At 63.6% G+C, this 25,956-nt stretch carries 23 protein-coding genes and 1 tRNA gene; 18 read left to right on the forward strand and 6 right to left on the reverse strand.

Annotated features, from left to right (window positions below; translation table 11 throughout):
- Positions 1 to 16: 16 nt before the first annotated feature.
- Positions 17 to 2,266, forward strand: a complete 2,250-nt coding sequence (gene purL, locus J3454_RS02500; protein ID WP_349512180.1) for a phosphoribosylformylglycinamidine synthase subunit PurL — start codon at positions 17 to 19, stop codon at positions 2,264 to 2,266.
- Between the two features lie 6 nt (positions 2,267 to 2,272).
- On the opposite strand, the gene J3454_RS02505 is transcribed toward purL, so the two are convergent.
- Positions 2,273 to 3,070, reverse strand: coding sequence for a Coq4 family protein (locus J3454_RS02505; protein WP_349512181.1), 798 nt, complete (start codon positions 3,068 to 3,070; stop codon positions 2,273 to 2,275).
- Positions 3,071 to 3,175: 105 nt separating this feature from the next.
- Here J3454_RS02505 and J3454_RS02510 point away from each other — a divergent pair, with 105 nt between their 5' ends.
- On the forward strand, positions 3,176 to 3,862 hold the full coding sequence (locus J3454_RS02510; RefSeq protein ID WP_349513125.1) for a nitroreductase family protein: 687 nt from the start codon (positions 3,176 to 3,178) through the stop codon (positions 3,860 to 3,862).
- A gap of 7 nt (positions 3,863 to 3,869) precedes the next feature.
- Here J3454_RS02510 and J3454_RS02515 read toward each other — a convergent pair whose 3' ends face one another.
- Together J3454_RS02515 and serB are read right to left on the reverse strand one after the other, a co-directional pair.
- Positions 3,870 to 4,706 carry a Coq4 family protein gene (locus J3454_RS02515; protein ID WP_349512182.1) on the reverse strand — a complete coding sequence of 279 codons (837 nt, stop codon included), beginning with the start codon at positions 4,704 to 4,706 and terminating at the stop codon, positions 3,870 to 3,872.
- A gap of 128 nt (positions 4,707 to 4,834) precedes the next feature.
- On the reverse strand, positions 4,835 to 5,707 hold the full coding sequence (gene serB, locus J3454_RS02520; RefSeq protein ID WP_349513126.1) for a phosphoserine phosphatase SerB: 873 nt from the start codon (positions 5,705 to 5,707) through the stop codon (positions 4,835 to 4,837).
- Between serB and miaA the strand changes: the two genes are divergently transcribed.
- The 11 genes from miaA (at position 5,700) to J3454_RS02575 (ending at position 17,769) form a co-directional block, all read left to right on the forward strand.
- Complete coding sequence (miaA, locus tag J3454_RS02525; protein ID WP_349512183.1) at positions 5,700 to 6,656, forward strand: tRNA (adenosine(37)-N6)-dimethylallyltransferase MiaA; 957 nt, start codon at positions 5,700 to 5,702, stop codon at positions 6,654 to 6,656. The genes serB and miaA overlap by 8 nt on opposite strands.
- 166 nt (positions 6,657 to 6,822) lie before the next feature.
- Entirely contained in the window at positions 6,823 to 8,568 is a 1,746-nt protein-coding gene (ilvB, locus tag J3454_RS02530; protein ID WP_349513127.1) for a biosynthetic-type acetolactate synthase large subunit, read from the forward strand.
- 28 nt (positions 8,569 to 8,596) lie between these two features.
- Positions 8,597 to 9,112: an acetolactate synthase small subunit gene (gene ilvN, locus J3454_RS02535; protein WP_349512184.1), complete on the forward strand. Its 516-nt coding sequence runs from the start codon at positions 8,597 to 8,599 to the stop codon at positions 9,110 to 9,112.
- Positions 9,113 to 9,241: 129 nt separating this feature from the next.
- Positions 9,242 to 10,261 carry a ketol-acid reductoisomerase gene (gene ilvC / locus J3454_RS02540; RefSeq protein ID WP_349512185.1) on the forward strand — a complete coding sequence of 340 codons (1,020 nt, stop codon included), beginning with the start codon at positions 9,242 to 9,244 and terminating at the stop codon, positions 10,259 to 10,261.
- 63 nt (positions 10,262 to 10,324) lie between these two features.
- The gene (locus J3454_RS02545) at positions 10,325 to 10,978 is read left to right on the forward strand and encodes a YceI family protein (protein WP_349512186.1); all 654 of its coding nucleotides are present in this window, start codon (positions 10,325 to 10,327) and stop codon (positions 10,976 to 10,978) included.
- Between the two features lie 45 nt (positions 10,979 to 11,023).
- Positions 11,024 to 12,181: an alpha-hydroxy acid oxidase gene (locus tag J3454_RS02550; RefSeq protein ID WP_349512187.1), complete on the forward strand. Its 1,158-nt coding sequence runs from the start codon at positions 11,024 to 11,026 to the stop codon at positions 12,179 to 12,181.
- Positions 12,182 to 12,235: 54 nt separating this feature from the next.
- Complete coding sequence (locus tag J3454_RS02555; RefSeq protein WP_349512188.1) at positions 12,236 to 12,682, forward strand: hypothetical protein; 447 nt, start codon at positions 12,236 to 12,238, stop codon at positions 12,680 to 12,682.
- Between the two features lie 208 nt (positions 12,683 to 12,890).
- The gene (leuA, locus tag J3454_RS02560) at positions 12,891 to 14,579 is read left to right on the forward strand and encodes a 2-isopropylmalate synthase (RefSeq protein ID WP_349512189.1); all 1,689 of its coding nucleotides are present in this window, start codon (positions 12,891 to 12,893) and stop codon (positions 14,577 to 14,579) included.
- 70 nt (positions 14,580 to 14,649) lie between these two features.
- Complete coding sequence (locus J3454_RS02565) at positions 14,650 to 15,450, forward strand: DUF2189 domain-containing protein (protein ID WP_349512190.1); 801 nt, start codon at positions 14,650 to 14,652, stop codon at positions 15,448 to 15,450.
- Positions 15,451 to 15,612: 162 nt separating this feature from the next.
- Positions 15,613 to 16,671: an amidohydrolase family protein gene (locus tag J3454_RS02570; protein ID WP_349512191.1), complete on the forward strand. Its 1,059-nt coding sequence runs from the start codon at positions 15,613 to 15,615 to the stop codon at positions 16,669 to 16,671.
- A 93-nt stretch (positions 16,672 to 16,764) separates the two neighbouring features.
- Complete coding sequence (locus tag J3454_RS02575) at positions 16,765 to 17,769, forward strand: NAD(P)H-dependent flavin oxidoreductase (protein ID WP_349512192.1); 1,005 nt, start codon at positions 16,765 to 16,767, stop codon at positions 17,767 to 17,769.
- 5 nt (positions 17,770 to 17,774) lie between these two features.
- Here J3454_RS02575 and J3454_RS02580 read toward each other — a convergent pair whose 3' ends face one another.
- The 3 genes from J3454_RS02580 to J3454_RS02590 form a co-directional block, all read right to left on the reverse strand.
- Complete coding sequence (locus tag J3454_RS02580) at positions 17,775 to 18,293, reverse strand: AHH domain-containing protein (protein ID WP_349512193.1); 519 nt, start codon at positions 18,291 to 18,293, stop codon at positions 17,775 to 17,777.
- Positions 18,294 to 18,980: a hypothetical protein gene (locus J3454_RS02585; protein WP_349512194.1), complete on the reverse strand. Its 687-nt coding sequence runs from the start codon at positions 18,978 to 18,980 to the stop codon at positions 18,294 to 18,296.
- Between the two features lie 251 nt (positions 18,981 to 19,231).
- Positions 19,232 to 19,657 (reverse strand): flavodoxin family protein, encoded by a 426-nt coding sequence (locus J3454_RS02590; protein WP_349512195.1) that lies wholly within the window; start codon positions 19,655 to 19,657, stop codon positions 19,232 to 19,234.
- Positions 19,658 to 19,811: 154 nt separating this feature from the next.
- Here J3454_RS02590 and recJ point away from each other — a divergent pair, with 154 nt between their 5' ends.
- The 5 genes from recJ to pstA all read left to right on the forward strand — a co-directional run bounded on the left by recJ (position 19,812) and on the right by pstA (position 25,948).
- Complete coding sequence (recJ, locus tag J3454_RS02595; RefSeq protein ID WP_349512196.1) at positions 19,812 to 21,611, forward strand: single-stranded-DNA-specific exonuclease RecJ; 1,800 nt, start codon at positions 19,812 to 19,814, stop codon at positions 21,609 to 21,611.
- Between the two features lie 91 nt (positions 21,612 to 21,702).
- Positions 21,703 to 21,777 (forward strand) — tRNA-Glu (locus tag J3454_RS02600).
- Positions 21,778 to 21,892: 115 nt separating this feature from the next.
- Positions 21,893 to 23,146 (forward strand): sensor histidine kinase, encoded by a 1,254-nt coding sequence (locus tag J3454_RS02605; RefSeq protein WP_349512197.1) that lies wholly within the window; start codon positions 21,893 to 21,895, stop codon positions 23,144 to 23,146.
- Between the two features lie 112 nt (positions 23,147 to 23,258).
- The gene (pstC, locus tag J3454_RS02610) at positions 23,259 to 24,644 is read left to right on the forward strand and encodes a phosphate ABC transporter permease subunit PstC (protein WP_349512198.1); all 1,386 of its coding nucleotides are present in this window, start codon (positions 23,259 to 23,261) and stop codon (positions 24,642 to 24,644) included.
- A complete protein-coding gene (pstA, locus tag J3454_RS02615) occupies positions 24,641 to 25,948 on the forward strand; it encodes a phosphate ABC transporter permease PstA (protein WP_349512199.1) in 1,308 nt (435 codons plus the stop codon). The genes pstC and pstA overlap by 4 nt, the downstream gene beginning before the upstream one ends.
- Positions 25,949 to 25,956 lie beyond the last annotated feature (8 nt).

Here is a 25,956-nt window from a genome sequence, read left to right on the forward strand (position 1 = left end):
CAAGGAGCCGACCCCCATGACTGAATCTTCCGCCATCACCCCCGAAATCGTCGAACAGCACGGCCTTTCCGCCGAGGAATACGAGCGGGTGCTCGCTGCATTGGGGCGAGAGCCGAACCTCGTGGAACTTGGCATCTTTTCGGTAATGTGGTCCGAGCATTGCAGCTACAAGTCCTCGCGACTGCATCTGAAAAGGCTCCCGACCGAGGCTCCGTGGGTGATCTGCGGCCCCGGCGAGAACGCGGGCGTGATCGACATTGGCGATGGCCAAGCCGCGATCTTCAAGATGGAGAGCCACAACCACCCGAGCTACATCGAGCCCTATCAGGGCGCGGCGACCGGCGTGGGCGGCATTCTGCGCGATGTCTTCACCATGGGCGCACGGCCCATTGCCAACGCCAATGCACTGCGGTTCGGGCGGCCCGAACACCCGAAGATGAAGCATCTGGTGCAGGGCGTGGTCGCGGGCATCGGCGGCTACGGCAATTGCGTCGGCGTGCCTACGGTCGCGGGGGAAACGAACTTCCACCCGGCCTATGACGGCAACATCCTCGTCAACGCCATGACGGTGGGCGTCGCCCAGCAGGACAAGATCTTCTACTCCGCCGCCACCGGCCTTGGGAACCCCATCGTCTATGTCGGCAGCAAGACCGGGCGCGACGGCATTCACGGCGCAACCATGGCTTCCGCCGACTTTGGTGAAGACGCCGAGGCCAAGCGGCCGACGGTGCAGGTCGGCGATCCCTTCACCGAAAAGCTGCTGATCGAAGCCTGTCTCGAACTGATGGCGACCGATGCGATCGTCGCCATTCAGGACATGGGCGCGGCGGGCCTCACGTCGTCCAGCGTCGAAATGGCGAGCAAGGGCGGCGCGGGCATCCGGCTCGACATGAACGCTGTGCCCTGCCGCGAAGATGGCATGACGCCTTATGAAATGATGCTGTCGGAAAGCCAGGAGCGGATGCTGATGGTGCTGAAGCCTGGCCGCGAGGCCGAGGCCGAGGCGATCTTCACCAAGTGGGAACTGGATTTCGCGGTGATTGGCGAAGTTACCGATACGGGCCACATGGTCTTGGAGTTCAACGGTGAGGTGGTGTGCGACATCCCGCTGGCCCCGCTCGCCGACGAGGCACCGCTGTATGACCGGCCTTACCTCTCCAAGGCCGAGTACAAGGCGTGGGCGGGCATCAAGCCGCTCGCCGAAGTGCCTGCCAGCGACGATATCGCCGCCGACCTGCTGGCGATGATGGGCTCACCCGATCTTGCGTCGCGCCGCTGGATTGCCGAGCAATACGATTCGCAGGTCGGCGGCGACACGCTCCAGACCGGAGGCGATGCGGGCGTGGTGCGCGTCCACGGCACCGGCAAGGCGCTGGCGATCACCACCGACTGCACCCCCCGTTACGTGTTTGCAGACCCCTATGAAGGCGGCAAGCAGGCGATTGCCGAGGCGTACCGCAATCTCTGCGCCGTGGGCGCGCGGCCGCTGGCGGTGACCAATTGCCTCAACTTCGCCAATCCCCAACGCCCCGAGATCATGGCGCAGATCGTCTACGCGCTCGAAGGCATGGGCGACGCCTGCCGTGCGCTCGATTTCCCAATCGTGAGCGGGAACGTCAGCCTATATAACGAAAGCAAGGCGACCGGCGGCGGCTCGGCGATCCTGCCCACCCCGGCGATTGGCGGCGTCGGCATCATCACCGACCTGTCGAAGATGATGACGATGCACTTCAAGGCTGCGGGCGATGCGATCTACCTCGTCGGGCCGGAATTCTGGGCCAAGCCCGATCCGACCCGGTCGCACCTTGGCCGTTCGCTGTGGCTGAAGGTCATCAAAGGGCTGGAGGATGGCCGCACCCCGCCCACCGACCTTGTCGTCGAACGCAGCGCGGGCGCCATCATCCACGAACTCATCGCCGATGGACTGGTGAATGCCGTGCATGATCTCAGCGACGGCGGGCTTGCGGTGGCGCTGGCCGAGATGGCGCTGGCGGGCGGGATCGGGGCAGATGCCGATCTGGCGGGTAACCCCGATTATACGCCCGCGCAGTGGTGGTTTGGCGAGGATCAGGGGCGCTATCTGGTGACGGTGCCCGATGTCGCCGCCCTCAACGCTGCGCTCGCCAAGGGTACGCGCGACGAAGACACCGCGCAGATCGGGTTTCAGCGGATCGGCACCGTGGGCGGTGATACGGTGCTGGGCGTGCCGCTTGCCGAATTGCGCGCTGCGAACCGACGGTTCTTCGACGAGTGGATGGAGGGGTAACGGGGCTTAAGCCGCCTGCGCCCCTGCCCCGCCCAGCGTCAACTGTTCGCGCATGGTGCCCTCGCTTTCGAGGATCGCGAGGCATCGCCGATAGACCTCGGGCTGGCCGATATTCAGCCGCGCCCGCGCTGCGGCGATGTCCTCGCGCATCAGTGCGGCGATGTCTTGATGGGAAATCTTGGCCGCAGCCCTTCCCAGCCTGCGCCCTTCCTTTATCGCGGCGAAGATCGGCGCTTTCGTGCCGCTCATCCTCTTGATTTGGCGCGCACCGGCATAGGCGATGAACAGAATCCCGGCATTGTGGTTCTGTTGGTAACTGAAACCAAGCAGGCTAGTTTCGCCCAGCGCATCGCGGCCATAGCCGGTCAACACGTGGAACAGGTCATGCGTGTCGCGCAGGCGGTCGAAATACCACTGCGTCTGGTCGCGCGGCAGGTTTTCGGGCGGTGCCCACCGGTGGCTTTCGGCCACCAGTCCCGCCGCAGACAATCCCTCGCGCTTCATGAAGGCAATGTAGTGCGCCGCAACCGTGTTCGGCCCGCAATCGGCCCAGCGGTCATGATCGTCGAGCATCACGGGAATATCGACTTCATCGGCAAGGAAGCGCTGTCCTTCTGGCGAACGAATGAACTCGCGCGCCTGGCGGTGGCTACGCCTGCCCTTGGTCGCTTCGATGATGTGGAACACCTGCTCGGTGTCCTCCTTGTCCTCGACCAGCTTGCCGAAATGGTGGAGCACCTTGAACGGGCGGAAGCCGGAAACCTTGCGTTCGGGAGCCACCAGCGGGAGATCGAGCAACGCCATCGTGTAACATCCTTTGCGCGAGTCGCGAATTAGGTACTTGCAAGGCTACTTACATTGATGTCAGTTATTTGTCCATTCCCCTTGATCGAGGTCGATAGCGAGCCGATGTCCGAACCCGAAACGATCCCCTACACACTGCCGCGCCTGTCCGACGACGAGTCCGTCAAACGCGCGCGCAACCTTGCCGAACGGCTGAAGCAGCGCCGCACCTGCCGCTGGTTTTCCGCCGAACCGGTGCCGCGCGGCATCATCGAAGCGGCAATCGCCGCCGCAGGCAGCGCGCCCAGCGGGGCCAACCACCAGCCCTGGCATTTTGCCGTGGTCACCTCACCCGAAAAGAAACAGGCGATCCGCGAAGCCGCTGAGGCCGAGGAACGGCGGTTCTATGGCGCTGACGGTGACAGTCCCAAGGCATCGGCAGAATGGCTCGAAGCGCTGGCCGACCTTGGCACGGACGCCGACAAACCGTTCCTGGAAACCGCGCCCTACCTCATCGTGGTGTTCGCGCAGCGCAAGGGCGGGATCGACGAAGACGAGGTGACGCAGAACTACTATGTGGGCGAAAGCGTCGGGATCGCGTGCGGCATGTTGCTGACGACCCTGCACGAGGCAGGGTTGGCGACACTGACCCACACGCCCTCCCCGATGGGGTTTCTGCGCGACGTGTGCGGGCGTCCGGAATGGGAAAAGCCGGTGATGATCGTGGTTGCCGGTCACCCGGCGGCCGATGCCACCGTACCAGCGAAAGCGCTGATCAAGAAGCCGCTGGAGCAGATCGCCAGCTGGCTCTGAGCGAATCCTACGCCGCCGCCATTTCCTGCGGCGCATTGTCACTTGCAAGCAGATTGTAGGGATCGATCCCCTCATTGCTCCAAATCCGGTGACATTCGCGATATTGTGTTGGCGCGGGGATGTTGAGCTGCGCACGAACAGCTTCGAGCGGCTGTGCCAAAAGTTCGCGGATCGATTGTTCGATCAACCGCGGCGCGCCTTTGCCGGTGCGATGCGCCTGCCGCACAGCGCCGAACACCGGAGCCTCGCTGCCCTTGACCATCTTCTTGATATTGGCCGCTCCGGCGTAACCGATCAGCAGGTGGCCCTGACTGGGCGACTGGCCGTGGGTGAACAGCAGCACGCATTGTTCGCCCAGTGCGTCGCGGCCATAACCGGTCAGAATGTGGAACAGATCATGCGTGTCGCGCGATCGTTCCATGAACCACTGCACCAGATCGGGATATTTGGGCCGACCGAGCCGCTCGGCCTCGGCCACAAGACCTGCCGCCGACAATCCTTCGGTTTCCATGAAATCGCAATAGGCGTGCGCCAAACTACCCTTCGGCGTGCGCCGCAGCGCAGCGTGATCGTCGAGAATTTCGGGGAGGCGCGGTTCACTGCGGCGCAGATGCTCGCCATGCTCCGACAGCGCTAACTCCGCGACCCGCGGCAGGAAAGTCTTCGAAGGTAACGATTCGAATATCTTGAAGACCAGGCTGGTGTCTTCCTTGTCCGCGATCAGCAGGCGAAAATTCTTCCACGCCCGCAAAGGGCGATAGCGTGGCGGCACCCGGTCGGGGTGGCGCAGTATCGTCCCGTCGGCGGCGAACATCTGGCTATAATCTGCGGTGGAGGCGGTCATCGGCTTTGATCCTGATTGGCGTGCGAGGAGTGCCATGAAATGCTTACATCAGTGTAAATAAGCGATTCGCATCCCGATTCAAAACCCTTTTTTGCGATTGGAACCGCCGCACTCCAAACGCCTCTGCGTTATGCCCCCCGCCAATCCTTGCGCGGAATGCCGAGCAGGCTCAGAACCGCGGTCAGATCGCCGTGATCGACCCGCCCATTGGCCGCCTCCCGCGCCTTGGGCTTGGCACGATAGGCAAATCCATAAGTCGCAGCCTCGATCATCGGGATGTCGTTGGCCCCGTCCCCCGTAGCAAGGCTGATGCGGCCATCGCCGGCTTGTTCACGAAGCACCTCGGCTTTCACTCCGCTATCGACAATCGCCCCCAGCAGGCTGCCGGTGAGCCGTCCGTCCGCAACATCGAGCCGGTTGCCCACCACCCGGTCGAACCCGAGCATGTCCCCGACCGGATCGGCGAAGTGATGAAACCCGCCTGTCACCAGCACCGTGCGCGCGCCGTGTGCCGCCATCGTCGCCACCAGCGTCCGGGCACCCGGCGTAGGGGTAATCCGTTCGTTCAGACAGGCACTTACGGCGCTTTCCTCCAACCCTTCAAGCAGCGCTACGCGTTCCCGCAGCGCGGCGACGAAATCGAGTTCGCCCTGCATCGCGCGTTCGGTGATAGCGGCGATCTGCGGCTTCAAACCGGCGTAATCGGCCAGCTCGTCGATGCATTCCTGCCCGATCATTGTCGAATCCATGTCGGAAACGAAAACCTGCGGCATCTCGATGGTATCGCGGCTCACCAGCATGTCTGCGGGTGCAAAGTGGTGGTCGATCGCGGCCAGCACCTTTTCTGGCTCACCTTCGGCAAAGCGTATCTCCAGCACTTCCTCGCCCGCCAGCAGCGCCGCCGAGGCGAGCGCTGCGCCCTCGCCCTTCAGCGCATCGACCAGGGCATCAAGGCGTGTTTCCCTTGTCGCTGTGTCTGCTATCAGCCGGGCTATGAGCATCGTCACTTCTCCACCATTACCGCTCGCGCTCATTGCAGGGCCGACCGCCAGCGGCAAGAGCGCGATTGCGCTCGCTCTCGCCCATCGCCTCGCCGAAACCGGGCGCACAGGCGTGATCGTCAATGCCGACAGCGCGCAGGTCTATGCCGACCTGCAAGTTCTGTCCGCTCGCCCGTCCGAGGACGAGATGGAGGGGATCGAACACCGCCTGTTCGGCGCGTGGGATGGGGCCGAAGCGTGCTCGGCAGCAGCGTGGGCGGCGCGGGCCAAGGCCGAAATCGCCGATTGCCACGCAGCGGGCGCGGTGCCGATCCTTGTCGGCGGTACGGGCCTTTATGTGAAGGTGCTGCTCGAAGGTATCGCCCCGATCCCGGACATCGACCCTGACGTGCGCGCCACGGTGCGCGCGATGACCGAGGAAGCGGCCTATACATTGCTGCAGATCGAGGACCCGCAGCGCGCCGCAGAGCTGAATCCGGGTGACAGCCAGCGCATCGCACGCGCGCTGGAGGTCAAGCGGTCGACCGGCGTGACGCTAGGGGACTGGCAATTGGCCAAGGCGGGCGGGATCGGCGAGGACGTGACACTTCACCCTCTGCTGCTGCTTCCCGACCGGGCATGGCTTTACGCCCGCTGCGAACATCGGTTCGAAGCGATGCTGCAGACCGGCGCGGTTGCCGAAGTCGAGGCACTTCTGGCACGCGATCTCGACCCGGATTTGCCGGTGATGCGCGCCATCGGCGTAGCGGAAATCGCCGCTTTTCTGGCCGACGATCTGACCGAGGCGGACATGATCGCTGCGGGGCAACAGGCCACCCGCAACTATGCCAAGCGGCAATTCACATGGTTCCGGCGTCAGCCACCCGAAGATTGGCCCCGTATCGCGCCTGAAGCTGAGTCCGATTATATCGACATCGGCGATCATTTCGCATCTTTATTACGCGGCTAGGGGTTGACCCATCAGATTATAACCGATAGCGGCAACCTCACTCGGCTTGATGCGTCCCCTACTGCGTCGGGCCGGTTTTATTGTTATGTTCCCTTTCGCGATGATGGAGTTCGCCGTGCCCGGCCTGCCGGATCCCGCCCCGAGTGACAGCCCCGCCCCTGCCCCGATCAGCGGCGCCGCGATCCTCGTCCAATGCCTGATCGAACAGGGCGTGGAGTACGTGTTCGGCTATCCCGGCGGCGCGGTGCTGCCGATCTATGACGAACTCTTCGGCGATGAGCGGATCAGGCACATCCTTGTCCGGCATGAAGCAGGCGCGGCGCACGCGGCGGAAGGCTACGCCCGCGCCACCGGCAAGCCCGGCGTGGTGCTGGTTACCTCCGGCCCCGGCGCGACCAATGCCATCACCGGGATTGCCGATGCATGGATGGATTCGATCCCGCTGGTGGTGATCACCGGACAGGTGCCGACCGCGCTGATCGGCACCGACGCCTTTCAGGAAGCCGACACCATCGGCATCACCCGCCACTGCACCAAGCATAATTATCTGGTGAAAGACCCGGCAGACCTCGCCGCAACCGTCGAAGAGGCGTTTCGCATTGCCACCACGGGCCGCCCCGGCCCGGTGGTGATTGACATTCCCAAGGACGTGCAGATCGCCGTTCCGTCGGAGCGCCGCACGCTGCTGCGCGCCGGTTCACATCGCTACACCCCGCAGACGGTCGCACCCGCCGATCAGATCATCGAAGCGATCGACATGATCGCCGCTGCCGAACGCCCGATCTTCTACACCGGCGGCGGGGTGATCAATTCCGGTCCGCAAGCGAGCGAATTGCTGCGCCAGCTTCAGGATATCACCGGCGCGCCGGTCACTTCGACACTGATGGGGCTCGGCGCTTTTCCCTCGACCAGTCCCGATTGGCTGGGAATGCTGGGGATGCACGGCACTTACGAAGCCAATATGGCGATGAACAAGGCCGACGTGATGGTTTGCATCGGCGCGCGCTTCGATGACCGGGTGACGGGCAGGCTCGACGCGTTCAGCCCGGATTCGAAGAAGATCCACATTGATATCGACCGCTCCTCGATCAACAAGACCGTGGCGGTGGAACTGGGGATTGTCGGCGATTGCGGCACGGTGCTCGGCCAAATGATCGAAGCCTGGGGCAACCGCAAGCCGCGTGATCTGGGCGACTGGAAGGCGCGGATCGCCGGCTGGCGCGCACGCGAATGCCTTGCCTATCCCGAACGTTCGGTGAAGCACCCGAACATGATCATGCCGCAAAAGGCGGTTGAGCGGCTGTACGCCCTGACCCACAAGCAAAAGCCGATCATCTCCACCGAGGTGGGCCAGCACCAGATGTGGGCGGCGCAGTATTTCCACTTCGACGATCCGAACAAGTGGCTGACCAGCGGTGGGCTCGGCACGATGGGTTACGGGCTTCCGGCGGCAATCGGCGCGCAACTGGGCCACCCCGATGCGCTGGTGATCGACATCGCGGGCGAAGCGAGCATCCAGATGAACATTCAGGAACTCGGCACCGCCAGCCAGTATCGCCTGCCGGTCAAGGTGTTCATCCTCAACAACGAATACATGGGCATGGTCCGCCAGTGGCAGGAACTGACCTATGAAAGCCGCTATTCGAATTCCTATTCGGACAGTCTGCCCGATTTCGTGCGGCTGGCTGAGGCTTACGGATGGAAGGGCATCCGCATCCACGACGAAAGCGAACTCGACGAAGGCATCGCCGCGATGCTCGCGCATGATGGGCCGGTCATGGTCGATTGCCTCGTCGCGCCGGATGCCAATTGCCTGCCGATGATCCCCAGCGGGGCAGCGCATACCGACATGATGCTGTATGGTGACACAGTCGAAGGCACGATGGACGACGAAGCCAAGGCGCTGGTTTGACAGCCGCTTCGGGGAAAGATTGTTGAACATGAAAATCGCTGAAGCTGCCTCTGAGCGCCATGTGCTGGCCGTCACGGTCGATAACGAGCCGGGGATTCTCGCCAAGATCACGGGCCTGTTCACCGCGCGCGGCTATAACATCGACAGCCTGACTGTGGCCGACATTACCGAGGATCATGCCCTCAGCCGCATCACCATCGTCACCAACGGCCCGCCGCAGGTGATCGACCAGATCGAGGCACAGTTGGAACGGCTGGTGCCGGTGCACAAGGTCGTCGACCTCACCACCGCCGGCCCGCATGTCGAGCGCGAACTGGCGCTGATCAAGGTCACCGGCACGGGCGAAAAGCGGGTCGAGGCGCTGCGGCTGGCCGATATCTTTCGCGCGCGGCCCGTCGATACCACCACCGGAAGCTTCATCTTCGAGATCACCGGCCCACCCGACAAGGTCGACAGCTTTATCGCCCTGATGCGCGAATTAGGGCTGGTCGAAGTCGGCCGCACCGGCATCGTCGGGATGCTGCGCGGGGCCGATGGGGCGTGACTTTAACCGTATCTCTCACTCCGCCTTCCCGGGCTTGACCCGGGACCCCGCTTCTTTCGGCAAGTAAGGAAGGCAGCGGGGCCTCGGCTAAATGCCGGGGAGCCGATCAATGGAAAGCAAGGACGAACAATGAAAGTCTATTACGACGCCGATGCCGATCTGAACCTGATCAAGCCCAAAAAGGTCGCGATTGTCGGCTACGGCTCGCAGGGCCACGCTCACGCACAGAATCTGCGCGACAGCGGCGTTGCCGAAGTCGCCATCGCCTTGCGTGAAGGCTCGGCTACCGCGAAGAAGGCGGAAGGCGCGGGCTTCAAGGTGCTCTCCAACACCGACGCCGCCAAGTGGGCCGACGTGCTGATGATCCTCGCGCCCGACGAACATCAGGCCGGCATCTGGGAAAACGACATCAAGGGCCACATGAAGCCCGGCAGCGCGCTCGCTTTCGCGCACGGCCTCAACATTCACTTTGGCCTGATCGAAGCGCCGTCGGACATCGACGTCATCATGATCGCGCCCAAAGGCCCGGGCCACACCGTCCGGTCAGAATACGTGCGCGGCGGCGGGGTGCCCTGCCTGATCGCGATCCATCAGGACGCGAGCGGCGCGGCGCATGATGTCGCCCTCGCCTATGCCAGCGCGGTCGGCGGCGGACGCTCCGGCATCATCGAGACCAACTTCAAGGAAGAATGTGAAACCGATCTGTTCGGCGAGCAGGCGGTGCTGTGCGGCGGGATCACCCACCTGATCCAGGCCGGGTTCGAAACCCTGGTCGAGGCCGGCTACGCCCCTGAAATGGCCTATTTCGAGTGCTTGCACGAAACCAAGCTGATCGTCGATCTGCTGTATGAAGGCGGCATCGCCAACATGCGCTATTCGATCAGCAACACCGCCGAATATGGCGACATTACCACCGGCCCGCGCATCATCACCGATGAAACCAAGGCTGAAATGAAGCGCGTGCTCGCCGACATCCAGTCGGGCCGGTTCGTGAAGAACTTCGTGCTCGATAACCGTGCCGGCCAGCCCGAACTGAAGGCCGCCCGCAAGGCTGCCGAGGCGCACCCGATCGAGAAGACCGGGGCGGAGCTGCGCGCGATGATGCCTTGGATCGGCGCCAACAAGCTGGTCGACAAGTCGAAGAACTGACAGCGGAACTGAAGGTGTGTCTCGTTCATTGCTGACCGAGACACACTTCAGGAGACGCCCGCCATGAAAAGAATCGCTCTTGCCGCCGCCGCCACGATTACCGCCGTGACAGGAGGCATCGCCGCAGCACCGGCCATCTTCGCGCAGGGCGCGCCGCAGGTGCCGGGCCAGATGGATCCGGCGCGGGTGACGGCTGGAACCTACTCCGCCGATCCCGCCCACTCGCTGATCACGTTCGAGGTCAACCACTTCGGCTTTAACGACTACTACGGCATCTTCGGCGATGTCGCGGGAACGCTGGTGATCGATCCGGCGAACCTGGAAGCTGCCAAGGTCGACGTCACGATCCCGGTTGCCAGTGTCACCACCGCGAGCAAGGGGCTCACCGAGCACCTGCTGCGCCCCGGCAAGGATGGCGGCAGCCCCGATTTCTTCGGTCCTGCCCCCGCCCCTGCACGCTTCGTTTCGACTGGGGTCGAGGTCGACGGCACAACCGCGATGATCACCGGCAACCTGACCTTGAACGGCATCACCAAGCCGGTCACCTTGGAGGCCAAGTTCACAGGCGCTGGCACGAACCCGTACAACAAGAAAGAAACCATTGGTTTCGAAGCCGAGACCGAAATCAAGCGGTCGGATTTTGGGGTGAACACTGCGATTCCGCTGGTCAGCGACGAGGTCGAACTCGATATCAGCATGGCGTTCGAAAAGCAGTAAAAGCGCTCTCGACAGCAATCCGGCAATCGGGCAGGCAGCACGCCTATGCGCCTGACCGATTGCCACAATATCGACGATTTCCGCAAGCTGGCCAAGGCCCGCCTGCCCTTCCCCGTGTTCGACTATATAGACGGGGCGGCGGATGACGAGCTGACCAAGGTGCGCAACACGTCCGCTTTCGACTATGTCGATCTGGTGCCCGATGTGCTCGCCGGCGTGGAGGTGATCGACACCTCCTGCACCATGCTCGGCCGCAAATCCGCGCTGCCATTGATGCTCTCGCCCACCGCAGTGCAGCGCGCATTCCACTGGCAGGGTGAGACGGCAGTGGCGAAAGCGGCGGAGAAGTTCGGCCTGTGGTTCGGCATCTCCAGCCTCGCCACCCGCAGCATTGAGGATATCGCCGCGCTGACCAGCGGTCCCAAGCTGTTCCAGCTTTATGTCCACAAGGACACCGGGCTGAATACCCACATGATCGAACGCTGTCAGGCGGCGAAGTTCGATGCGCTGGCGCTGACGGTCGACACAATCGTTTCGGGCAAGCGCGAACGCTGCCTGCGGAGCGGCTTCACCACCCCGCCGCGCTTCACCCCGGCCAGCATCGTCAGCTACGCCACCCGCCCGCGCTGGACGCTCGATTACGTTTTCCGCGAGAAATTCCGCCTGCCCAATCTCGACACCCACGTGTCCGAAGGTAGCGGCAAGGCGGTGAGCATTGCCGAATATTTCAACACCATGCTCGATACCGCGATGGATTGGGACACCGCCGCCGCCATCCGCCAGCAATGGGGTGGGACATTCGTGCTCAAGGGCGTGATGAGCGCCGCCGACGCCCGCCGCGCCGTGGACATCGGCGCCGACGCGATCATGATCTCGAACCACGGCGGCAGACAGCTGGATGGCAGCCGCGCGCCGTTCGACCAGCTGCCGGAAATCGTCGACGCGGTGGGCGGCGAGATCGAGATCATCTGCGACGGCGGCGTGCGGCGCGGCACCCATGTGCTGAAGGCGCTGGCGAGCGGCGCGACGGCGGCTTCTGGCGGGCGGCTTTACCTCTATGCGCTGGCTGCCGCCGGGCAGGAGGGCGTCGAACGCGCGCTCGGCATTCTCAAGGACGAGATCGAGCGCGGTATGCGGCTGATGGGCGTGAGGCGCATCGAGCAATTGACGACCGACCGGCTGAGAAATCGCGGCGTGTCATAATCTTGCAATGCAAGGCGCGCTTGAGGCTGGCAACTCTTCGAATGGATCGACACCATGCCCAAGATTTCGCCTTTACTCCTCGCCCTCCCCCTTGCGCTGGCTCTGTCCGCGTGCGGCAGCGAACCCGACCCGGTCGCCAATGATGCTGACAGTTTCGCCGCGCGAATTAACCAGAACGGCGGAGCGACACCCGCACCGCAAGGCACGGTCGCACCGAAAGTGGCCGAAACACTCCCCGGCGCTGCGCCTGGACCGTTCGCGCCGGGCACGCTCACCGATCCCGCCTCCGCCACCTGCGGTGCCAACCTGATGGGTCCCTTCATCGGCAGACCGGCCGACGATGCGACCCGTAGCGAAATCGTTCTGGCGCTGGGGCGCAGCGACAACCTGCGGTTCGTGGCCTATGGTAGCCCGGGCTATGTCAATCCCGACGCCACCAACCCGCGGCTAAGCCTAATGCTCGATGCGCAGGACATTATCCGCGATGCGCGCTGCGGGTGAGGATTAAGGCGCGGACGGGGCCAATCCCTGCTTGCACCCGGTATAATAATCGGCAAAGACTGCTGTCCATGACGCGGAACGGAAACCTGCTGCTTCGACTTATGCGCCCTTGGGCGTAGGGCACCGCGCGCGAGGAACGCCGCGGCCCCGCTCCCAAGGGTGACCGCCGCCAGCTTTCCTTTTCCATTACCGCGACGAGCCTTATCCCATGCCCATGCTCAAGGATCCTTCCGCCAAGTACCGTGCCTTCGGGCAGATCGACTTGCCCGCCCGCCAGTGGCCATCACGCCTGATCGAACGGGCGCCGCGCTGGCTTTCGACCGACCTTCGCGATGGCAACCAGTCGATCATCGATCCGATGGACGCCGTCAAGAAGCGCCGGTTTTTCGACTTGCTGATCGACATCGGGGTCAAGGAAATCGAAGTCGGCTTCCCCAGTGCAGGCGCGACCGAGTTCGACTTCATTTCCGGCCTCGTGAAATCCGACGCGGTCCCCGATGACGTGATCGTGCAGGTGCTTACGCAGAGCCGCGAAGACCTGATCCGCACCAGCTTTGCCAGTCTCGAAGGCGCCCGGGCAGCGATCGTCCACCTTTACAATGCGGTCAGCCCGGCATGGCGCGACATCGTGTTCCGGATGAGCCGGGACGAGGTGAAGGCCATCTCCGTCGCCGGTGCCCAGGTGATGCGCGACGAGGCGGCCAAGCAGCCCGGAACAGAGTGGCATTTCCAGTATTCGCCCGAAACCTTCTCGACCGCCGAACTGGACTTCAGCATCGAGGTCTGCGCGGCGGTGATGGAGGTGCTTGCGCCCACGCCCGACCATCCGATCATCCTCAACCTGCCCGCCACGGTCGAAGCGGCGACGCCCAACATCTACGCCGACCAGATTGAGTATTTCTGCCGCCACCTGCCAAACCGTGACAGCGCTGTGATATCCCTGCACACCCACAACGACCGCGGCACCGGGGTCGCCGCAGCGGAACTCGGTCTGATGGCGGGGGCCGACCGCGTCGAAGGCTGCCTGTTCGGCAATGGCGAGCGCACCGGCAATTGCTGCCTGGTGACGATGGCGCTCAACCTCTACAGTCAGGGCGTCGATCCGGGGCTGGATTTCTCCGACATCGACCGCGTGATCGCGACGGTGGAATATTGCAACGATATCCCCGTGCACCAGCGCCACCCCTATGGCGGCGAACTGGTCTATACCGCGTTCTCCGGCAGCCATCAGGACGCGATCAAGAAGGGCTTCGAGGCCCGAGACGCGCAGAACGACGAATATTGGCGCGTGCCCTACCTGCCGATCGATCCGGCTGACTTGGGGCGCAGTTACGAAGCGGTGATCCGGGTCAATTCGCAATCCGGCAAGGGCGGGTTTGCCTGGGTGCTGGAGAAGGACCAGGGCCTGAAGCTGCCCAAGAAGATGCAGGCCGATTTCAGCGCCCATGTGCAGCGCATGGCGGACGCTTTGGGCCGCGAATTGAACGCCGCCGATATCTGGGATGCCTTCCGCAAGGCCTATCAGGTTCAGACCCACCCCAAGCATTTCCAGCTGGTGCGTTACGAGGAAAGCCGCAGTTCCGACGGCACGCGCATCTTCGCCGGGACCATCGCGGTCGACGGGGTCGAACAAAGTGTATTGGGGCGCGGCAACGGCCTGATCTCCAGCGTCATGGGCACCTTGCGCGAAGCCTTCGGCGTGGATCTCGAAGTCGCCGATTACACCGAACACGCGCTCGGCTCGGGCACGGATGCGCGCGCGGCGGCCTATCTCGAATGCCGCGCGGCCGATGGCCGCACGATCTGGGGCTGCGGCATCGACGAGGACGTGGCCACCGCCAGCGTGCGCGCGGTGCTTTCAGCCGCAAACGTCGCGGTTGCACAAAGCGCCGCATAGACGCGCCCTACCCGCTTGCACCACGCGCAATTTCCGCGCAATCTTGCGGTCCGCGCATCAGACGCGGATCATGGGTGGGGGAGGCGAGCCGATGGAAGTGCTGGAACAAGATCCCGCCGTGCCGCTGCCGCCGCCGCAGGTTGCTTTCGATCTGTCGTTCGGCGATCTCGGCAGGGCGCTGGCCGCAGGCTGGCGCGATTTCCTCAGAATGCCGCAATACGGAATGTTCTTCGGCGGGGTCTATGTGCTGGCGGGCCTCGCGATCGGGTGGGCAGCGCTTTACGGGGGCGAGCCGACGTGGCTGATCCCGGCAATGGCGGGTTTCCCGCTGGTCGCGCCCTTCGTTGCAGTCGGCCTTTATGAAGCGAGCCGCAGGCGCGAAGCGGGTGAGGCAATCGGCTGGCGCGCGGTGCTGGGGGCGCTGAAGGGGCATGACGACGACCAGATCCTCTCGATGGGGGTGATCGTGTTCGTCGCCTTTTCGTTCTGGATGATCGTCGCCCATGCGATCTTCGCGGTGTTCATGGCCGAAAGCGGTATGGGCGGGGAATCGCTCGCCGCTCTGCTCACCCCGGCAGGCCTGATGATGCTGGCGGTCGGCAGCGCGGTCGGCGCGGTGATGGCATTCGCGTTCTATGCGATGACGGTCATCAGCCTGCCGATGCTGGTCGAACGCAAGGTCGATTTTCTCACCGCGATCATCGCCAGCTTCAAGACTGTGCGCGGCAATTTCGCGGTTATGCTGGCCTGGGCGGCGATCATCGCAGCGGTGTTGTTTGCAGCGATGATCCCGGCGTTTCTCGGCCTTATGGTGGCGCTGCCAGTGCTCGGCCATGCGACCTGGCACCTCTATCGCCGCGCGGTGGTTTAGGCGTTTCCTACCGCCAGACCGTTCCCTACCAGAAGAGGCATGACGCGCGCCGTTCGAACCATTAGAGCTAACCGGATAAAGAGCGGCGCGGGGCGGCGGGTTTTCTGTTCCTGAACAGTGTCTCATGTGTCTCCTACACGCCGCACCAAGAGGGAGAGAACCATGACCGACAGCCGCACGCCCGAAGCGATTCTCGAACCCGATCTGCCCATCATCGATCCGCACCACCACCTGTGGGACTTGCGGCCGATGCTGCCGATGTTCCCCGAACCACATCACCACTTCATCGCCGCGCTGGTGGATAATGCGCACTACACCTTCGACCAGCTGCAGACGCACCTGAACAGCGGGCACAACATCATCGGCACGGTCTTCATGGAATGCGGCGCGTTCTACGATGCTTCGCTGGGCGATACGTTGAAGCCGGTGGGCGAGGTCGAATTCGTCAACGGCGTCGCTGCGCAGGCGGCAAGCGGGCTTTACGGGCCGGGCCGGCCATGCGCCGGCATTGTCGGCCATGCCGATCTGATGCTGGGCAGCGAAGCGGGGGCAGTGCTCGATGCGCTCCGCGCCGCCGCGCCGCGCCGATTCAGGGGCATCCGACATCAGGGCGCGTGGGATGCCGATCCGGTGGTGTTGGGCCCCCCGTTCCATGCACCCGAAGGACTGTACCGCGACGCGACCTTCCGCCAGGGCTTCGCGGAACTCGGCAAGCGCGCGATGACGTTCGATGCGTGGGTGCTGGAACCGCAATTGCCCGACGTGATCGATCTGGCGCGCGCCTTCCCCGATCAGCCGATCTGCCTCGACCATTGCGGTACGCCGCTTGGGGTCGCGGCCTACAAGGGGCGGCTGCATGAACGCTTCGACATCTGGCGCCGCAACATCCACGAACTGGCGAAGTGCGAAAACGTGGTGGTCAAACTCGGCGGGATGGCGATGGCATTCTGCGCCCTGCCCGAAGATGGCCCCGCCGCCGGACACGGATCGGAGCATCTTGCTGCGCTGTGGCGCCCCTATATCGAAACCTGCATCGAAGCTTTCGGGCCGGATCGCGCGATGTTCGAAAGCAACTATCCGGTCGATTACTGGGGCGCGGATTACGCTGTGCTGTGGAACGCGTTCAAACACCTCACCCGCTCGGCCAGCGCGGACGAGAAAGCCACGCTTTACGCAGGCACTGCCGCGCGGTTCTACGGGCTGGATCATTTGCTGGGCTGATGCTGCGCGGGTCTTGCAAAGATCACGCTTGGCAGGTTCGGAACCGCCGCTAGAGACGCGGGTTAATGCCGAATACGTTTTGAGGAGAAACCGATGCCCCTTCCCGCCCCGTTCGATCGCCTGCGTCTACCCCTGATCGGATCGCCGCTGTTCATCGTCTCCGGCCCGGAACTGGTGATTGCGCAGTGCAAGGCGGGGATCATCGGCAGCTTTCCGGCGCTCAACGCGCGGCCGCAAACGCTGCTGGATGAATGGCTGCACCAGATCACCGAGGAACTGGCCGCGCACAACCGGGCGAACCCGGATCGCCCCGCAGCGCCGTTCGCGGTCAACCAGATCGTCCACAAGTCGAACGACCGGGTAATGCAGGATCTGGCCACCTGCGAGAAATGGCAGGTGCCGTTGGTCATCACCTCGCTGGGCGCGCGGACCGAGATCTTCGATGCGGTCCGCAACTGGGGCGGGATCACCATGCACGATGTGATCAACAACCGCTTTGCCCATAAGGCGATCGAAAAGGGCGCGGACGGGCTGATCCCGGTCGCCGCAGGGGCCGGCGGCCATGCGGGAACGCAGTCGCCGTTCGCGCTGATGCAGGAAATCCGCGAATGGTTCGGCGGGCTGGTCGCGCTGTCGGGCTCGATTGCCCACGGCGGCTCGATCCTCGCGGCGCAGGCGATGGGCGCGGACTTTGGTTACGCCGGTAGCGCCTTCATCGCGACCGAGGAAGCCAACGCGGATCAGGCTTACAAGCAGGGCATCGTCGATGGGTCGGCGGAAGGGATCGTCTATTCGAACCTGTTCACCGGGGTGCACGGCAATTACCTGCGCTCCTCGATCGAGAATGCCGGTCTTGATCCCGACGCCTTGCCTGAGAGCGACCCCAGCAAGATGAACTTCGGCAGCGGCGGCAACACCAAGGCCAAGGCGTGGAAGGACATCTGGGGATCGGGTCAGGGGATCGGCGCGGTCAAATCAGTCGGCACCGTCGAGGACATGGTGGCCCGGATGGAGCGCGAATATCACGCTGCCAAGGCGCGGCTGATCGCCAATTCGGGCTATTCGTCATGGGGAGCGCTGGCGGAGGCGGCCGAATAGCTGCGTCACTGCGCCGACCACAGCGCCTCTGCCATCGCGTCGAGATCGGAAAAGTCGAACCCAGTGCCGAGCGGATCTCGCCGATTGAGCACCACGCGGCGACGCTCGGCCAGCAGCTGTCGGCGCAGCGCGCTCTGCAGCAGATGGAGCCGCATCAGCGCGTCCGACAAGGCGGCTTCGGGATCGCTGCTGCGCGCAAGCGCCCAGCTTTCCTCGATCCGGCCGACACGCGCGATGACGACTTGGTTGTAGCGTTGGTGCGGGCCGCGATGCAGCGGCATGCCGGTGCGCACAGTCGCATCCTCGTTGGCTGGAAGTAGCAAGCCATTGGTGCGGAAATCGTCGAACCCGACCTGATCGCGCCCGAGCACATCGAACATCGCGCCAAAACAGCGGCGCGACAGCAATTGCCGGGGAAGCAGGTGGTGGCGCTGCAAGGACGGATCATGACCGGGATCGCCGCGGCGGTTGACCGAGCGGAAGGTGATGACTGTACGGAACGTGGTGCGACCCCGATGCTGCATCTATTCGCGTCTGACCCGGATGTACTCGCTGTTGCGCGACGTCTGCATCACCAGCCGGGTGCCGTCCGGAGCGACGATCCGTTCGCTTTCCTCGATCCCGCCGACGATCACCAACTGGTTGATCAGGCGCACGGCAAGGCGCGTGGCGGCGATCTTGTCGATGGTGAGGGGGGGTTCGATGCGGAGTTCCTGCCCGATCCAGAATGCCAGACCGACGCTTTGCAGCGCGCCATCCGCAGTCTCGTCGAAGGCAGTCAGGCCGAGCGCAGGGAAGGCGCCCCCATCCAGCCATGCGGTGATGACCGATTCGAAGAACCGCCGCCCGATGGCGCTCCCCGACGGGGGCCAGAACACGGCCTGCAAATCCTCGAAGTGCATGGCGAGGTCGCGGGCCACCGCGAGCATGCCCCTGAGAACCGGCATGGTTCGCGCGCCCGCCGACAAATGCGGCCCCGGCGCGATGGCAAGCACCTCCAGATCGGAGTGATCGGGATATGTGCCGAAGTCGAAGCGGTGCGAAATTACGGGAAGCGTCAAAGCGGGGCCGGGAGCAAGGCCGCTGAGGTCAAAGGTCAGCCCATCACGCAGCAGTTCGATCCACAAATGGCCATGCGGTTCCATGTCAGCCGCGATCTGGTGCGCTCGAAGACCTTCAGCGGTCACCGGATCGATGCCGGCGTCTTGCAACGGGTCATGGCTCAGCGAAACTGTGTGCTGGTGCGATATGAAATCCACTATCGCGTCGCGCGTCGGCCTCTTGCCCGGCGCGAACAGCAATTGCAGCCCTGCGGCCTCAGCATGCTGCGACTGTGAAATTGTCCCGATCCCCCCTCGTATCGCGCCTGACCCGGGCCACAATCCGCCAAACATCTTTGGCTGTTTTGACTTATATCGTCGAGTCCCGAATGTCTCCAAACCATGTCAGTACGGGTCATACCTTAGAAGACCCCGAGGTTCAGCCCCTCTGCCATCGCGGCACCCAATTCCCGGCATTGATTCAGGACCTTGTCGGGAACGCGCTTGGGCGCAGCAATCGCTTCAGGGGTCTGGGCAGAAAAATTCACGATCATCGGTTCGACCACGCGTTTGATCCGCCAACCGGTTGCGATCCGGTCAATCTGGCGCTGCGCCCCTTCTCCGTCCGACCCGGCGGCAATGATCGTAGCATAGGGACGGCCTTCTATCTTGCCGAGCACATGGTAGTAGGTGCGGTCGAACATCTCTTTCATCAGGCCGCTCATGCTTGCCAGATTTTCGGGGCAGGCAAAGATATAGCCGCCAGCTTCAAGCAGCGTCTCCCCCGTTACCGCATCGGCCCGCAACAGCCGCGCATCGGGGGCGCCTTCGGCAGCGGCACGCGCCATCGCTTCGCTCGCACCGGTTCGGCTGTGCCAGACTATAAGAAGGTGCGCAGGCGAATTTGTGTCGGACATCGGATGACTGCGTGCCGTTCGTTCCTGTCTATTGTCAATCGCCTGCGCCTGTCCGCCGTGCCCAGTTTGCGATAGGGAGCGAAATATGGCCTCTGCCCCGCTCTCCACTGCCCCGCTTGCCCATGTGCTTGGCGTAACCGCTTCGCTTTCGGGAAAGGCGTGGCGTTGGCGTGGCGGCAATATGGAACTGGGCGATGCCGGGGCGCTCGGGCTGGAGCACTCGATCCTCGATCAATTGCTGCTGACTCGCGGGGTCGCGCCGGACGACCTGGCGCGACACGCTCGCCCGACCTTGCGCGAATTCCTGCCCGATCCTTCCGCCTTTCGCGACATGGATGCCGCTGCCGATCGCATTTCCCATGCGGTGATGACCGGCGAACAGGTAACGATCTACGGCGATTACGACGTCGATGGCGCCACTAGCGCGGCATTGCTGGTCGAATTGCTGCGCCAGCTTGGCCTTGATGCGGGCTATTACATTCCCGATCGGCTGCTCGAAGGCTATGGCCCAAGCGGCGAGGCGCTGGTGAAGCTGGCCGAGGGCGGGTCCAGCCTGATCGTCACGGTCGATTGCGGCGCGATGGCGCACGAAGCGCTCGGTATGGCGAAGCGTGCGGGCGTCGATGTGATTGTGGTCGACCACCACAAGTGTTCGCCTGAGCTCCCCGAGACGGCGGCTCTGGTCAATCCAAACCGCCTGGACGAAAGCGATCTTGGCGCGGCGTACGGGCACCTGGCGGCGGTGGGGGTTGCCTTCCTGCTCGGCATCGCATTGGTGCGCACCTTGCGGACCAAGGGCTGGTTCTCGCAGCGTCGTGAGCCGGACCTCATGGGTCTGCTCGATCTGGTCGCGCTCGGCACGGTCGCCGATGTCGCCGCACTCCACGGCCTGAACCGTGCCTTCGTGGCCCAAGGCCTGAAGGTGCTTGCCCGGCGTGAGCGGATCGGGATGGCGGCGCTGATCGACGCAAGCCGCCTCACCCGCGCACCTGTGTGCAGCGATCTCGGCTTTGCGCTCGGCCCGCGTATCAATGCAGGCGGCAGGGTCGGCGAATCGACGCTTGGCGTGCGATTGCTCACCACCACCGACCCCGAAGAAGCGCGCGCCATCGCGACCCAGCTATCGCAATTGAACGAGGAACGCCGCGCCATAGAGGCGGAGGTGCAGGAAGCCGCCGAGGCGCAGCTCGCAGGCCAGCATAACATGGCGGTGCAGCTATTGTCTGGTCACGGCTGGCACCCCGGCGTGATCGGAATCGTTGCCGGGAGGGTCAAGGAAAAAACCGGCAAGCCTGCCATCGTGATCGCTCTGGACGGATCACTGGGCAAAGGTTCGGGCCGCTCGATCAGCGGGGTCGATCTCGGGGCGGCCATTATCGCTGCGCGAGAGGCCGGGTTGCTGGTGGCGGGCGGCGGCCACGCGATGGCCGCAGGGTTGACCATCGACAGCGGCAGGCTGGCCGATTTTGCCGGGTTCCTCGACGAACGGTTGGCCCGCGATGTCGATCGTGCGCGGGCGGGCGCGGCGATGCTGCTCGATCTTGCACTGGCACCGGGCGGGCTTACGCCGGAACTGGTCGAATCATTGGAAGCAGCTGGCCCCTACGGCGTCGGCTGGCCTGCTCCGCGTGTCGTCGTCGGGCCGGTGCGGATCGTCAAGGCGGATATCGTCGGCAAGGATCATCTGCGGCTGGTCGCCAGCGGAATGGATGGGCGCTCGTTCAAGGCCATCGCCTTCCGTGCAGCCGAAACCGATATGGCGCAGACGCTGCTTCACCGCAGCCAAGGCCGCCGGTTCCATCTTGCAGGCCGGGTCAAGCTCGACGATTGGGGCAACCGTCCTGCCGCCGAACTGCACCTTGAAGACGCCGCCTTCGCCGATTGAGCGCGATGCGCGAAAATTTCCCGCAAGCCAAGCAAACGGGGCTTGACCGATCCCATTCACCCCCCTAGTTGCGCGCTCTCGCAATCGCGACGGCCCCTTCGTCTAGCGGTTAGGACGCGGCCCTTTCACGGCTGAAACACGGGTTCGATTCCCGTAGGGGTCACCACTTCCGGTTACGGAAGGACAATGGGCGGCAGGCTTCGGCCTTGCCGCCCTTTTCGTGTGCTGAACCCGGCTTGCCCGCTTTCCTCACCCGGCGCTTGCCTGTAAGGCCGTGCGCCATGGGCATGGGCCAGAACTTTCCCGTTGCAGGCATCCTGCTGGCAGGCATGGCCGTGGTGGCGATGATACTGCTTGGAGTCGATGCGGTTATCGCCCTTGCTGTGCTGCTGGTGTGGTTCGGCTCGCTCCTCGTCGCAGCCGGTCGACCGCCAGAACCGCCCAAAGCGGTCGTGCGGCAGAAACTTGATCTCGATTCGATCCGCGACCTGATCGAAAATTTTTCGACCCCCGTGCTGATCACCGAACGCAATACGATCGCGCTGGCCAATCGCGCTGCACGCACCATGCTGGGCCTGCATATGATCGGACAGGATGCGCGGGTCGCGCTGCGCCAGCCCGAGGCGATCTCGCTGCTTAACGACAGCCGGAGCGGTGAGGCGATCGTGCGCGGCCTGGTGCGGCGGCAGGACATCTGGCAGATAAGCCGCCGGGCAATAGACGACCGGCTTGCGATGCTGGAACTGACCAACCAGACCGCCGAGGCTGATATCAGCCGCGCCCACACCGATTTCGTCGCCAATGCCAGCCACGAACTGCGCACACCGCTGGCGGCGATCCTCGGTTATGTCGAGACCCTGCGCGAAGACGATGGCAGGGTCGACACACCGACCGCACAGAAATTCCTCGGCATAATCGAGCGCGAGGCGCAGCGCCTGCACGCGCTTGTAAGTGACCTGATGAGCCTATCGCGGGTCGAAGCCGAAAAGCACGAATTGCCGACCGAGCGTATAGAACTTGCCTCGCTCGTCGAGCGGGCTGCGCGCGATGCCGCCGGCTCCGCCCGCATGGATCGGCTAGATCTGGAATTGGCAGCGCAGCCCTGCGTGCTGGGCGACCTCCACCAATTGGAACAGGTCGTGCGCAATCTGGTGGACAACGCTCTGAAATATGGAGCACATGACCAGGCGGTGACTGTCACACTCGATCTTGCGCCGGGCGATCAGGCGCGGATCACGGTTTCCGACGAAGGCGAAGGCGTCTCGCCAGAGCAAATCCCACATCTCACCCGCCGATTTTATCGGACCGATCCGGGCCGCAGCCGTGCCTCTGGTGGAACGGGCCTTGGTCTGGCGATCGTAAAACATATCGTCGAACGCCATCGCGGGCGGCTCGACATCACGAGCGAACGTGGCAAGGGAACCCGCGTCGTGGTGCGCATCCCCTTGGCAGGGCAACAGAATGAGGTCGAAGGCGCATCAGAAGACGGACTGAGCGAGGATGCGATCGGCGCGGAAACCCAAGAACTGTCATAGCTGTGTCTTATTTCTTCAACATGCGCCCGTCATGGCAGGCATACCGGGTCAGCGGGGCCACACCGGCATTCCGATTCACGCGCGCCTCCTGCGGGGTTAACAGGTTCATTAAATGTCGCCGATCACGCTCATCCTGATAGCCATTGGGCTTGCCCTTGCCGGATGGCTGGCGGGGCGGGCCAAGGCGTGGAGTTTCCAGAGCAGCGATCCCGCGTTGCGCCCGGTTTCGCGCCCCATCTACCATGCCTGGTACGTGGCCCTGTGGGTGGTGCTGCCGGTTCTGGCTTTCGTGACCCTGTGGTCGATCATATCGCCGCAGCTGGTGGCGCAGAGCGTGCTCGCCTCGCCGGCGGCGGCAGAGCTTCCCGCCTTCGGGTTCGAGCGCGATGCGTTTCTGGGCGAAGCGCGTGCGGTTGCCCAAGGCAATGCGCCCGGGGTGTTCAACGATGAAGCGGAGGCGCTGATCGAGCCCTATCGCGAGGCGCTCTCCCGCTATAATATCATCGGTATTATCGTTACCGTGCTGATCGCGATTGGCGCAGGCGGGCTCGCATTCCTGCGCGTGCGTCCGGATTTCCGCGCCCGTACGCGGGTTGAACGCACCGTGATGGTGATCTTGTTGCTTGCCTCGCTGGTGGCGATCCTCACCACCTTCGGCATCTTCGCCAGTCTCGTGTTCGAAACCGTGCGTTTCTTCGGCATGGTTTCGCCGGTGGAATTTCTGTTCGGCACGAAGTGGGGGCCAGACACGATGGTCAGCCCCGATGCCGTCGATCCCTCGCGCTATGGCGCACTGCCACTGTTCTGGGGAACGATCTTCATCGGTGCGATAATCGCCATGATCGTCGCGATTCCGCTGGGCTTGATGAGCGCGGTTTACCTCACACAATATGCCGATCCGCGCGTGCGCCGCTACGTCAAACCGCTGCTGGAGATCCTCGCCGGGGTGCCGACCGTGGTTTACGGTTATTTCGCCGCACTCACTATTGCTCCGGCTATCCGCGATGCGGCTGTCTCAATCGGCATCACCAGTGCTTCGACGGAAAGCGCACTCGCTGCGGGGATCGTGATGGGGGTGATGATCATCCCGTTCGTTTCCTCGATGGCAGACGATTCGATGGCGGCCGTTCCCGGTGCGATGCGTGACGGCAGTCTTGCCATGGGTGCAACCAAGTCGGAAACGATCCGCCGGGTGCTGTTTCCCGCCGCGTTGCCGGGTATCGTTGCAGGCATCATGCTGGCGGTCAGCCGCGCCATCGGCGAGACCATGATCGTGGTGATGGCCGCCTCGCCCGCCGCCAATCTGACCGCCAACCCGCTCGAACCGATGTCGACCGTGACAGTGCAGATCGTGAAGCTGTTGACCGGCGAGCAGAGCACCGACCATCCGGCGACGCTCAGTGCCTTTGCGCTCGGCTTTGTGCTGTTCATGGTGACATTGGCACTCAACTTTATCGCCCTGCGCGTCGTCAAACGCTTCCGTGAGGCCTACGAATGAGCAGTTCAGCCCTCCCCCCCGCCGGGTCGATATCGCAGGCTCTGGCATCAGGCCGGCCCGATGCGCTTGGCCCGACCCGCACTGCGGCTTTCGAAAAACGGCTTGCGAAGCGGTATCGCTCCGAACGCAATTTTCGCCTGCTAGGCCTGTCGGCGGTGATGTTCTCTGTTGCCGTCTTGATTTTCCTGCTGGGCAACATGTTGATCAACGGCATCGGTGGTTTCCAGCGCGCGGAAGTGACCGTGACCGTCGACTTTCCCGCCAGTGGCGTGAGCGGCGATGCTGTCTCGCTCACCGCGCCGAGTGCCATGCAGACGCTGGAAATGCAGGGCCTGCCCGAGGTCGTGTCCTTCTTCGCCGAAGAACAGCTCGGCGCCGAGGCAGCGACCAAGCTGTCGGCCGATGCCTGGCGCGATGTCGCAGCGGCACTGGCCGAAGACCCGTCGCTTATCAATCGCACCGCAACGTTCGAACTTCCTGCATCTTCCGGCCTTGCCGCCGGGTTGGAGGGCGAAGGACCGCCTGAGGATCAGGCGTTGGCAGCTCGATTGGCCGAAGCCGGAAAGCTCTCCAAAAACTGGGACTGGGGTTTCCTCGCCCGTTCCGATGCGACTAGCCCGCAGGCAGTCGGCATCTGGGGGGCGCTGAAGGGATCGATGCTCACCATGTTGGTAACGCTGGCGCTGGCCTTTCCAATCGGCATTCTGTCCGCACTTTATCTGGAAGAATATGCGCCGAAGAACCGCTGGACCGATGTGATCGAAGTCTCGATCAACAATCTAGCCGCCGTGCCTTCGATCATTTTCGGTCTGCTCGGTCTTGCGATCTTTCTCACGCTGTTCCCCAACCTGCGATCCGCTCCCATGATCGGGGGAATGACGCTGGCGCTGATGACCATGCCGGTCATCGTCATATCAAGCCGCAACGCGATTAAGGCGGTGCCGCCTTCGATCCGTGATGGCGCGCTGGCGATCGGCGCATCGCCGGTCCAGGTGGTGTTTCATCACGTGCTGCCCTTGGCGCTGCCGGGGATGCTGACCGGCACGATCATCGGCATGGCGCGAGCATTGGGAGAGACCGCGCCGCTGCTGCTCATCGGAATGCGCGCCTTCGTCGCCACTCCGCCTGAAGGCTTCACCTCGCCCGCCACGGTTCTTCCGATGCAGATTTTCCTGTGGTCGGACGAAATCGATCGCGGCTTTGTCGAGCGCACCAGTGCGGCTATCATCGTGCTACTGGTGTTCCTGCTCGCCATGAACGGCCTTGCCATCTACCTCCGCAACAAATTCGAGAAACGCTGGTGACTGTGATC

Source organism: Erythrobacter sp. NFXS35, assembly GCF_040148725.1.
Taxonomy (GTDB): Bacteria; Pseudomonadota; Alphaproteobacteria; order Sphingomonadales; family Sphingomonadaceae; genus Erythrobacter.